The organism is Mesorhizobium sp. M0051 (genome assembly GCF_040323235.1).
In the GTDB taxonomy this organism is placed as follows: Bacteria; Pseudomonadota; Alphaproteobacteria; order Rhizobiales; family Rhizobiaceae; genus Mesorhizobium.
This window is the reverse complement of the sequence record NZ_JAMYUT010000032.1, coordinates 81,146-88,753: the sequence shown is the minus strand read 5'-3', so window position 1 is coordinate 88,753 and position 7,608 is coordinate 81,146. Positions and strand designations below refer to the sequence as shown.

General features: G+C 62.4%; 10 protein-coding genes. 4 read left to right on the top strand and 6 right to left on the bottom strand.

What is annotated here, in order from left to right:
* The coding region (locus NKJ90_RS27160; protein ID WP_352487187.1) for a hypothetical protein at positions 1-187 on the bottom strand (187 nt) is incomplete at its 3' end.
* On the opposite strand from NKJ90_RS27160, the gene NKJ90_RS27155 reads away from it, so the two are divergent.
* Genes NKJ90_RS27155 through NKJ90_RS27140 form a run of 4 tightly spaced genes read left to right on the top strand, consistent with a single transcriptional unit; the run spans position 186 to position 5,399 of the window.
* Positions 186-1,193, top strand: coding sequence for an ABC transporter permease (locus tag NKJ90_RS27155; protein WP_023758403.1), 1,008 nt, complete (start codon positions 186-188; stop codon positions 1,191-1,193). The two genes, NKJ90_RS27160 and NKJ90_RS27155, sit on opposite strands and share 2 nt — an antisense overlap.
* A 1-nt stretch (position 1,194) precedes the next feature.
* Entirely contained in the window at positions 1,195-2,331 is a 1,137-nt protein-coding gene (locus NKJ90_RS27150) for an ABC transporter permease (protein WP_023758402.1), read from the top strand.
* 10 nt (positions 2,332-2,341) lie between these two features.
* On the top strand, positions 2,342-4,009 hold the full coding sequence (locus NKJ90_RS27145) for an ABC transporter ATP-binding protein (protein WP_023758401.1): 1,668 nt from the start codon (positions 2,342-2,344) through the stop codon (positions 4,007-4,009).
* Positions 4,010-4,028: 19 nt separating this feature from the next.
* Positions 4,029-5,399, top strand: a complete 1,371-nt coding sequence (locus tag NKJ90_RS27140; RefSeq protein WP_023758400.1) for an alpha-glucosidase/alpha-galactosidase — start codon at positions 4,029-4,031, stop codon at positions 5,397-5,399.
* A 4-nt stretch (positions 5,400-5,403) separates the two neighbouring features.
* Here NKJ90_RS27140 and yacG read toward each other — a convergent pair whose 3' ends face one another.
* The 5 genes from yacG to NKJ90_RS27115 all read right to left on the bottom strand — a co-directional run bounded on the left by yacG (position 5,404) and on the right by NKJ90_RS27115 (position 7,607).
* Positions 5,404-5,601, bottom strand: a complete 198-nt coding sequence (gene yacG, locus NKJ90_RS27135) for a DNA gyrase inhibitor YacG (RefSeq protein ID WP_023758399.1) — start codon at positions 5,599-5,601, stop codon at positions 5,404-5,406.
* The gene (locus NKJ90_RS27130; protein WP_023758398.1) at positions 5,598-6,224 is read right to left on the bottom strand and encodes a Maf-like protein; all 627 of its coding nucleotides are present in this window, start codon (positions 6,222-6,224) and stop codon (positions 5,598-5,600) included. The genes yacG and NKJ90_RS27130 overlap by 4 nt, the downstream gene beginning before the upstream one ends.
* Positions 6,225-6,245: 21 nt before the next feature.
* Positions 6,246-6,464, bottom strand: a complete 219-nt coding sequence (gene infA / locus NKJ90_RS27125) for a translation initiation factor IF-1 (RefSeq protein ID WP_006200926.1) — start codon at positions 6,462-6,464, stop codon at positions 6,246-6,248.
* A gap of 199 nt (positions 6,465-6,663) precedes the next feature.
* The gene (locus NKJ90_RS27120) at positions 6,664-7,134 is read right to left on the bottom strand and encodes an arsenate-mycothiol transferase ArsC (RefSeq protein WP_352487189.1); all 471 of its coding nucleotides are present in this window, start codon (positions 7,132-7,134) and stop codon (positions 6,664-6,666) included.
* Positions 7,122-7,607, bottom strand: coding sequence for a UPF0262 family protein (locus NKJ90_RS27115; RefSeq protein WP_352487184.1), 486 nt, complete (start codon positions 7,605-7,607; stop codon positions 7,122-7,124). The genes NKJ90_RS27120 and NKJ90_RS27115 overlap by 13 nt, the downstream gene beginning before the upstream one ends.
* Between the last annotated feature and the right edge of the window lies 1 nt (position 7,608).

Here is a 7,608-nt window from a genome sequence, read left to right as displayed (position 1 = left end):
ATAATCCTTTTTTCTTTTTGTCCCTGTCGGCCGGCAGCGACACCCATTTAAAAAACGGCCTTTTTTTTTGGGTTCCCCCCCTTTTTTTGATATTGTGCGGGGCGGGCGCCGGGGGGCCCCCGACAAAGTCAACCTCCGGACGCATCCAAAGGGCGCGATCGGCGAGACAAGGAAACGGACCGTCCATGTTGCGATTCCTGCTCACGCGCATAGCGTCGGCAATACCGGTCCTCGCCATTTTGAGCCTGGTCACCTTTGCCATCATCCAGGCGCCGCCGGGCGATTATGCCGACTACATCCGCTCGCAGGCGATCAACCAGGGTGGAGCTTCCTTCGCCGAGGCTGACGCGCAGGCAAAGGCCTATCGCATCGAGCATGGCCTCGATAAGCCGCTGCCCGTCCAGTATCTTAACTGGATCGGTGGCATCATCACCCGCGGCGACTTCGGCTACAGCCTCTATTACAACAAGCCGGTAGCCGATGTGGTCGGCGAGCGGCTGCCGCGCACGCTCCTTCTGGCTTTGGTCTGCCATCTGCTCGCCTCGGTGCTGGGCATCGGCTTCGGCATTTGGGCGGCGACCCGGCAATATACCTGGATAGACAGCACGCTTTCGGCCATCTCCTTCCTAGGCATGACGGTGCCGCGCTTCCTGATGGCGCTGATCATCGTCTATCTCCTGGTCTTCCAGTTCAACGTATCGGAGATCGGCAGCTTCTTCTCGCCGCAATATGGCGGCGCTACGTGGTCGTGGGCCAAATTCGTCGACCTGGTCAAGCATGTCTGGCCTGTCGTGGCGATCGCCACCTTCGGCGGCCTCGCCTACAATATGCGCGTCATGCGCGGCAATCTGCTCGACACGCTGAACGCGCAATATGTCGAGACTGCCAGGGCCAAGGGGCTGACCGGCACTGCCGTCGTCATGCGTCACGCCGTGCCCAATGCGCTGCACCCCCTCGTCATGTACCAGGGCGTGGTGCTGCCTTATATGCTCACCGGCGAGATCGAGACCGCAATCATCTTTGCGCTGCCAACCGTCGGCCCGGCGATCGTCGGCTCCATGGCTGTCGGCGACGTCTATGTCACCGCCACGTTCATGATGGTTTTGTCGGCAACGCTGATTGTCGGCAACATCATCGCCGACATGCTGCTCGTGCTGCTCGATCCGCGCGTGCGCCAGTTCGGGGAAAGCTGAGATGCTGGCTTTCGACAATCTCCCACCACCGTTGCCCGCCGAAGGCACAATCGAGAAGCCGCAGCGCGGCAATGAGAGCTATATCGCGCTTGTCTGGCGCCGGTTGAAGCGCTCCTGGACCGGCATGGCCGGGCTTTGGCTTGTCGTGCTCCTGTTGGTGATGGCCGTGTTCGCCGAGTTCATCGCGCCGATGGACCCGAAGGTCACGGACGTCGGCTTCGCTCCGCCGCAGGTGCCTGTTTTCCATGACAAGGACGGCGGTTTCACCGCTCGGCCGAGGGTCTATGCGCTCGCCGATTCGGCGGATCTCGATCCGGTCACCTTCCAGCCTGTCGTTGGCCCTGACTATGACCATCCGAGGCTGCTTGGCTTCTTTGCGCACGGCGCACCCTACAAGCTGTTCGGGCTCATACCGGCGGACCGGCATTTGTTCGGCTCGCTGGATGGCCAGCCGGTACATTTCCTCGGCACGGACAAATTCGGCCGCGACGTGCTGTCGCGCGCCATCCATGGCTCGCGCGTCTCGCTGATGATCGCGCTGACGGTCGTCTTCATCATCACCGTCATCGGCACCACCGTCGGTATGGTCTCCGGCTATTTCGGCGGCAGGTTCGATGTCTGGATGCAGCGCTTCGTCGAACTGGTGCTCGCCTTCCCGCAACTGCCGCTTTACCTGGCGCTGACGACATTGATCCCGGTTACTGCTCCCACCAACGTCTTTCTTGCTTTCGTCATCATCGTCATGTCGGCATTGGGTTGGGCGCAGATGTCGCGCGAGGTGCGCGGCAAGACTTTGGCGCTGGCGCGGATCGAGTATGTGCGCGCCGCCATGGCGGTCGGCGCCACCGACAGGCGCATCATCATGCAGCACATCTTCCCCAATGTGATGAGCCATGTGATCGTGGCCGTCACGTTGGCGATCCCGACGGTTGTGCTGCTTGAATCCTTCCTCGGTTTCCTAGGCTTTGCCGTCAAGCCGCCGCTGATCTCGTGGGGCCTGATGCTGCAGGACACTGCGACCTATTCGGTCATAGGCACCTATCCCTGGATCTTATCGCCGGTCGGCTTCGTGCTCGTCACAGTCTTTGCCTTCAACGCGCTTGGCGACGGCCTGCGCGACGCCGTCGATCCCTACTGAGGTGGCACAGATGTCAGTCGCGCTCGCCGTATCCTTCGCACCGACCGTCCGCCATGACCATGACGGACGCCAGGATCAGCCCGTTATCGACGCCCGCAATGTCGCCGTGGCCTTCAAGGTCGAGCATGGCGTCGTCGACGCGGTCAAGGACATCTCGTTCCAGCTCTATCGCGGCGAGACGATCGCCATCGTCGGCGAATCCGGTTCCGGCAAGTCGGTGACGGCGCGCACCGTCATGGGATTGCTGTCGCGGCGCGCCACGGTGTCGCCCGGATCGAGCGTCTGCTATGACGGACAAAACATCCTGAAGTTCCCCGAGAGCGCGCGGCGCAAGCTGCGCGGCAACCGCATTTCGATGATCTTCCAGGAGCCGATGAGCTCACTCAACCCGATTTATACGGTCGGCAGCCAGATCGTCGAGGCGATCAGGGTGCATCGCAAGGTCAGCCGCAAGCAGGCCTGGGCGCGGGCGCTGGAACTTCTGCAGCACGTGCAGATTCCCGATCCCGCTGCGCGGCTCAGGCAATACCCGCACCAGCTGTCGGGCGGGCAGCGCCAGCGGGTGATGATCGCCATGGCGCTTGCCAACAATCCCGACGTCTTGATCGCCGATGAGCCGACCACGGCGCTCGATGTCACCGTCCAGGCGCAGATCCTGAACCTGATCCGCAGCCTGCAGAAAGAGCTGCGCATGGCGGTAATCCTGATTACCCACGACCTGACCGTCGTGCGCCAGTTCTCCGATTACGTCTATGTCATGCAGCATGGCGAAATGTGCGAGCACAACGTCACCGAACGGCTGTTTGCCGATCCGCAGCATCCCTATACGAGGCGGCTGCTGGCTTCCGAGCCGCGCGGGCAGCCGAAGCCGCTCCCCGCCGGCTGCGGCACCATCCTCGAGGCCAGCGGCGTGCGCGTCTCCTTCATGCTGCGCCATGGCACCTTCCTGAAACCCGACTGGCGCGAACTGGTCGCCGTCGACGGTCTCAGCCTCAGCCTGTGCCGCCATGAGACGCTGGGGCTGGTCGGCGAGTCAGGTTCCGGCAAGACCACCTTCGGCCAGGCCCTGCTCCGGTTGATAGACACCAAGCGCGGCGAGATTCGCTTCGACGGCAAGCCGATCCACGGCCTGTCGCGAGCCGAGATGCGGCCCTTGCGATCACGCATGCAGATTGTCTTCCAGGATCCGTTCTCTTCTCTCAACCCGCGCATGACGATCGGGCAGATCATCGAGGAAGGGCTGATCGTCAACAGCATAGGAGCGACGCGGCGCGAGCGGGTAGAGCGAGTGCGCGACGCGCTGGTCAGCGCCGGCATGCCAGGCGATATACTGTCGCGGTTTCCGCACGAATTCTCCGGCGGCCAGCGGCAACGCATCGCGATCGCCCGCGCCATAGCGCTCGAACCCGAATTCATCCTGCTCGACGAGCCGACATCGGCGCTGGACCTCTCCGTCCAGGCGCAGATCATCGACCTCTTGCGCAAACTGCAGGACGAGCGCGGCCTGAGCTACCTTTTCATCTCGCATGACCTTAAGGTGGTGCGCGCACTGTGCCACCGCGTCATCGTCATGCAGAACGGCAAGATCGTCGAGCAGGGCCCCGTCGACGATGTCCTTTCCAATCCCAAGACCGCCTACACCGAACGGCTCGTCAGGGCCGCTTTCGAAGTGGCCTGAACATATGCCGGAGATTAGCATGGCAAGAAATCCCAAGATCACGTTCATCGGCGCCGGCTCGACGGTGTTCATGAAGAACATTGTCGGCGACGTGCTGCAACGCCCGTCGCTTGCCGGCGCGACGATCGCGTTGATGGACGTCAATCCGCAACGGCTGGAAGAGAGCGCCATCGTCGTCAACAAGCTGATCGCGACGCTTGGCGTCAAGGCGAAGACCGAGACCCATTCGGACCAGCGCAAGGCGCTGGCCGGTGCCGATTTTGTCGTCGTCGCGTTCCAGATCGGCGGCTACGAGCCCTGCACGGTCACCGATTTCGAAGTGCCGAAGAAATACGGCCTGCGCCAGACGATCGCCGACACGCTCGGCGTCGGCGGCATTATGCGGGGGCTCCGGACCGTGCCGCATCTGTGGAAGGTCTGCGAGGACATGCTCGCCGTCTGCCCGCGGGCGATCATGCTGCAATATGTCAACCCGATGGCGATCAACACCTGGGCGATATCAGAGAAATATCCTGAGATCAGGCAGGTCGGCCTCTGCCATTCGGTGCAGGGCACGGCAATGGAGCTGGCGCACGATCTCGACCTTCCCTATGAGGAAATCCGCTATCGCTCGGCCGGCATCAACCACATGGCCTTTTATCTCAGCTTCGAGCATCGCCAGCCGGACGGTTCCTACCGCAATCTCTATCCAGATCTCGTGCGTGCCTATCGCGAAGGCCGCGCGCCCAAGCCTGGCTGGAACCCGCGCTGCCCCAACAAGGTGCGCTACGAGATGCTGACGAGGCTCGGCTATTTCGTCACCGAAAGCTCGGAGCATTTCGCCGAATACACGCCCTATTTCATCAAGGACGGACGCCCGGACCTGATCGAGAAGTACGGCATCCCGCTGGATGAGTATCCCAAGCGCTGCATCGAGCAGATCGAGCGCTGGAAGGGGCAGGCGGAAGCCTATCGTTCGGCCGACCGCATCGAAGTCGAGCAGTCGAAAGAGTATGCCTCCTCGATCATGAATTCGGTCTGGACCGGCGAACCGTCGGTGATCTACGGCAATGTCCGCAACAATGGCTGCATCACCTCGCTGCCTTTCGACTGCGCCGCCGAAGTGCCGTGCCTGGTCGACGCCTCCGGCATCCAGCCGACCTATATCGGCGAGCTGCCGCCGCAATTGACCGCGCTGATCCGCACCAACATCAATGTGCAGGAACTGACGGTGCGGGCGCTGATGACGGAGAACCGCGAGCACATCTACCATGCTGCGATGATGGACCCGCATACCGCCGCCGAGCTTGATCTCGACCAGATCTGGTCACTGGTCGACGACCTTCTCGCCGCTCACGGCGACTGGCTGCCGGCCTGGGCCCGCGTGAGGCGCAAGACCGAAGCCGCCTGACGACCTATTTCGGAGCGTCGGGGTCGGTCTCGTCCTCGTCGTCGCGGGCCGAGATGACATAGGCGCCCTTCAGCCAGCGATTGAGGTCGATGTCCTTGCAGCGCGTCGAGCAGAATGGATAAGTCTCGCGCGCCGACGGCTTGCCGCATTCGGGGCAGGGGCGTTTGGGCCGTAGCGGCGTCACCTTGTCGTCGATGCTCATGGCCGCGGCGATGACCAGCTTCGATGGATCTTGAAGCCTTCGCCGGATAGCAGCGCCACCGTCTCATAGAGCGGCAGCCCGACGATGTTGGTGTAGGAGCCGACCAGCTTGACGACGAAGGCGCCGGCGAGACCCTGGACGGCGTAGCCGCCGGCCTTGCCGCGCCATTCGCCCGAGGCGACATAGGCGTCGATCTCTTCGCGCGGCAGTCGCTTGAAGCGCACCCGTGTCTCGACCAGCCGTTGGCGGAGTTTGCCGCCCGGCGTGATCAGGCAGATGCCGGAATAGACCCGGTGCGAACGGCCGGACAACAGCCCGAGGCAGTTGGCGGCGTCGTCGAGCGTCTCGGCCTTGGGCAGGATGCGCCGCCCGACGGCCACCACCGTGTCCGCGGCCAGCACGAAGCCCGGCGCATAGTCGGCTTCGATTGTCAGCGAAGCGAATGCCTTCTCGGCCTTTTCCTTCGACAGCCGCTTGGCCAGCGAGCGCGGATGCTCGGCACGCAGCGGCGTTTCGTCGACATCGGCAGGCAGCACGCGGTCCGGTTCGATACCGGCTTGCTGCAAGAGCTCGATTCGGCGCGGCGAACCCGAGGCAAGCACCAGCTTCTGCAAAATGCTCATCGCGGACCAGTCGGGCTTTGCTTACTTGAAACGATAGGTGATGCGGCCTTTGGTCAGGTCGTATGGTGTCATTTCGACCAGAACCTTGTCGCCGGTCAGCACGCGGATGCGGTTCTTGCGCATGCGGCCGGCCGTATGGGCGATGATTTCGTGTTCGTTTTCGAGCTTTACCCGGAACATCGCGTTGGGCAACAATTCCGTCACGACACCCGGAAACTCGAGGACTTCTTCCTTCGGCATTCGATACCTTTGCTTGGATGGCAGTTCCGGCGCTTAGAGCATGATGCCGAAAAGTGTGAAGCGGTTTTCGGACGACATCATGCTCTACTTCTTGGTTTAGAGGCGGATTCAGATTTCAGCTCGAACAGACCTGAAATCATCCGACTCTAGCCGGAATTTCGGCGGAACCTATATGATAATCGTTCGCTTGTGAACACGCTTAATCCGTCGCGTTTTTTTGTTGTGGGAGCAAAAAACGTCGACCTATGCGCAACTTCAGCCGCTCGCGCACGTCCCTGTAGGCCGCCATGATCTGCTCGCGCGTGCCGCCGGCATCGGTGGGATCCGGCATCGGCCAGTATTCGACTTCGACGGCGAGCGAGCGGGTGAGTTCAAGCGCCGCGTGGTGCGCTTCCGGCGCCAGCGTGACGATGAGGTCGAAATAGTCGTCCTCGAGATCGTCCATCGTCCTTGGGTGACGCTCGCCCAGCGTGAGACCCTCCTCGGCCAGCACCGCATCGACGAACGGATCGCGCTCGCCCGCGCGAACGCCGGCCGAGGCGACGAAGATGGTGTCAGGTAGCATCCGCCTCGCCAGTTGCTCCGCCATCGGCGAGCGCACGGCATTCATCCCGCACAGGAACAGGATCGAACGGGGAAGGCCGCCGGGTGCCAGGGCTAGCCCCGCCAGTGCAGCACGCAGACCAGCGTGAACAGCCGGCGCGCCGTATCGAAGTCGATGTCGATCTTGCCGGAGAGCCGGTCCATCAGCGTCCGCGAACCCTCATTGTGCAGGCCGCGGCGGCCCATGTCGATCGCCTCGATGTGGCTCGGCGTCGAGGAGCGGATGGCATCGTAATAGCTTTCGCAGATCATGTAATAGTCCTTGACGATGCGCCTGAGCGGCGTCAGCGACAGGATGTGGGTGACGACGGCGGCGCCATCCTCTCGCGCCACGGCAAAGACCAGGCGCTGCTCGGCCAGCGACAGTTTCAGCCGATAGGGGCCGGCGCCGCTGTCATTGACGGGTCGAAAACTGTTTTCCTCGATCAGATCGAAGATCGCCACCGCGCGTTCATGCTCGACATCGGGTGTCGAACGGCCGATCGATTCATCGAGTTCGACATCGATCAGCCTGCCGCGGGTTTGATCGGAGTCCGACATG

Coding starts and splice junctions, on each gene's coding strand:
- NKJ90_RS27155 (WP_023758403.1), top strand. CDS start 186: ATGTTGCGATTCCTGCTCACGCGCATAGCGTCGGCAATACCGGTCCTC.
- NKJ90_RS27115 (WP_352487184.1), bottom strand. CDS start 7,607: ATGTCGGACTCCGATCAAACCCGCGGCAGGCTGATCGATGTCGAACTC.
- infA (WP_006200926.1), bottom strand. CDS start 6,464: ATGCCGAAGGAAGAAGTCCTCGAGTTTCCGGGTGTCGTGACGGAATTG.
- yacG (WP_023758399.1), bottom strand. CDS start 5,601: ATGAGCATCGACGACAAGGTGACGCCGCTACGGCCCAAACGCCCCTGC.
- NKJ90_RS27145 (WP_023758401.1), top strand. CDS start 2,342: ATGTCAGTCGCGCTCGCCGTATCCTTCGCACCGACCGTCCGCCATGAC.
- NKJ90_RS27130 (WP_023758398.1), bottom strand. CDS start 6,224: ATGAGCATTTTGCAGAAGCTGGTGCTTGCCTCGGGTTCGCCGCGCCGA.
- NKJ90_RS27140 (WP_023758400.1), top strand. CDS start 4,029: ATGGCAAGAAATCCCAAGATCACGTTCATCGGCGCCGGCTCGACGGTG.
- NKJ90_RS27150 (WP_023758402.1), top strand. CDS start 1,195: ATGCTGGCTTTCGACAATCTCCCACCACCGTTGCCCGCCGAAGGCACA.